2 protein-coding genes are annotated in these 1315 nt (G+C 68.7%); both read left to right on the forward strand.

The window, feature by feature from the left end:
• Positions 1-608: MFS transporter (locus tag G3N93_RS39815; RefSeq protein ID WP_206135503.1), on the forward strand; the 608-nt coding region annotated here is incomplete at its 5' end.
• Between the two features lie 99 nt (positions 609-707).
• On the forward strand, positions 708-1315 hold a 608-nt coding region (locus G3N93_RS39820; protein WP_241026913.1), incomplete at its 3' end, for an amidase family protein.

The following is a 1315-nucleotide window of genomic DNA, read 5'->3' on the forward strand; positions in this document are numbered from 1 at the left end:
TGGCCGTGCTCGGCACCGTGCTGCGGCGCGACGGCGGCGCCGTGCTGACCGCGCTCGGCCTTGTGATCGGCGGCACGGCCGCGCACTTCATCGTGCTGTATTACATGTCGACCTATGCGATCAAGGTGCTGCACCTGCCGATGGATACCGCGCTGTGGTGCGGGATCCTGTCCGGCGCCGTGATGTTCGTCGCCGCGCCGATCGGCGGGCGGCTGTCGGACCGCACCGGCAGCAAGCGTGTCGCGTTGTGGTCGCGCATTGCGCTGACCGTGCTGATCCTGCCGGGCTTCTGGCTGATGCGCACGGTGCCGTCGATCGCAACGATGTATGCGGTCGTGATGCTGCTCGCCGCGTTGCACTCGATCAACGCCGGCGCGAACGGCGTGATCCTCGCCGAGCTGTTTCCGAAGAGCACGCGTGCGACCGCGCTGTCGATTGCGTATGCGGGCGGCGTGTCGATCTTCGGCGGCTTCGCGCAGTTCATCGTCACGTGGATGATCGGCGCGACCGGCAATCCGGCCGCGCCCGCGTGGTACGTGATCGCCTGCGGCGTGCTGTCGCTCGCCGCGCTCGCGTTCGCGTCGGATCGCAGCGATCACGATGCGTGACCGGCTGCGACCGACGCTGTGTCCTTCCTTTCTGCCTTCGTCCGGAACCATATGACCGCCACGGCTTCGCTTTCGTTTTCGTCCCAGTCCGCCGACGTCATGGTCGGCGATCTGTGTGACCTGTCCGCCCGCACGATGCTCGACCTGCTGAAGAAACGGCAGATCGGCGCATGCGACCTGCTCGACGCGCATCTCGCGCGGATTGCGACGGTCAACCCGCGCGTGAACGCGCTCGTGACCGTCGTCGATCCCGACCTGCTGCGTGCCCGTGCGCGCGACATCGATGCACGCTGGATGCGCGGTGAATGGCAGGGGCCGCTGCACGGCCTGCCGGTGTCGCAGAAGGATCTCACCGCGACACGCGGCGTGCGCACCACGTACGGTTCGCGTTTGTTCGCCGATCACGTGCCGCAGCACGACGCGCTCGTCGTGCGCCGTTGCGCGAGCGCCGGGGCGTTGATGATCGGCAAGTCGAACACGCCCGAATTCGGCGCCGGGTCGCATACGTTCAACGACGTGTTCGGCGCGACGCGTAACCCGTGGGACCTGACGCGCTCCGCCGGCGGCAGCAGCGGTGGTGCGGCCGCCGCGCTCGCGTGCGGGATGAACCCGCTTGCGTGCGGCAGCGACATGGGCGGTTCGCTGCGCAATCCGGCGGCCTGGAACAACGTCGTCGGATTGCGGCCGTCGCCGGGCCGCGTGCCGCG

It is taken from the genome of Burkholderia sp. Se-20378, assembly GCF_017104665.1.
Classification (GTDB): Bacteria; Pseudomonadota; Gammaproteobacteria; order Burkholderiales; family Burkholderiaceae; genus Burkholderia; species Burkholderia lata.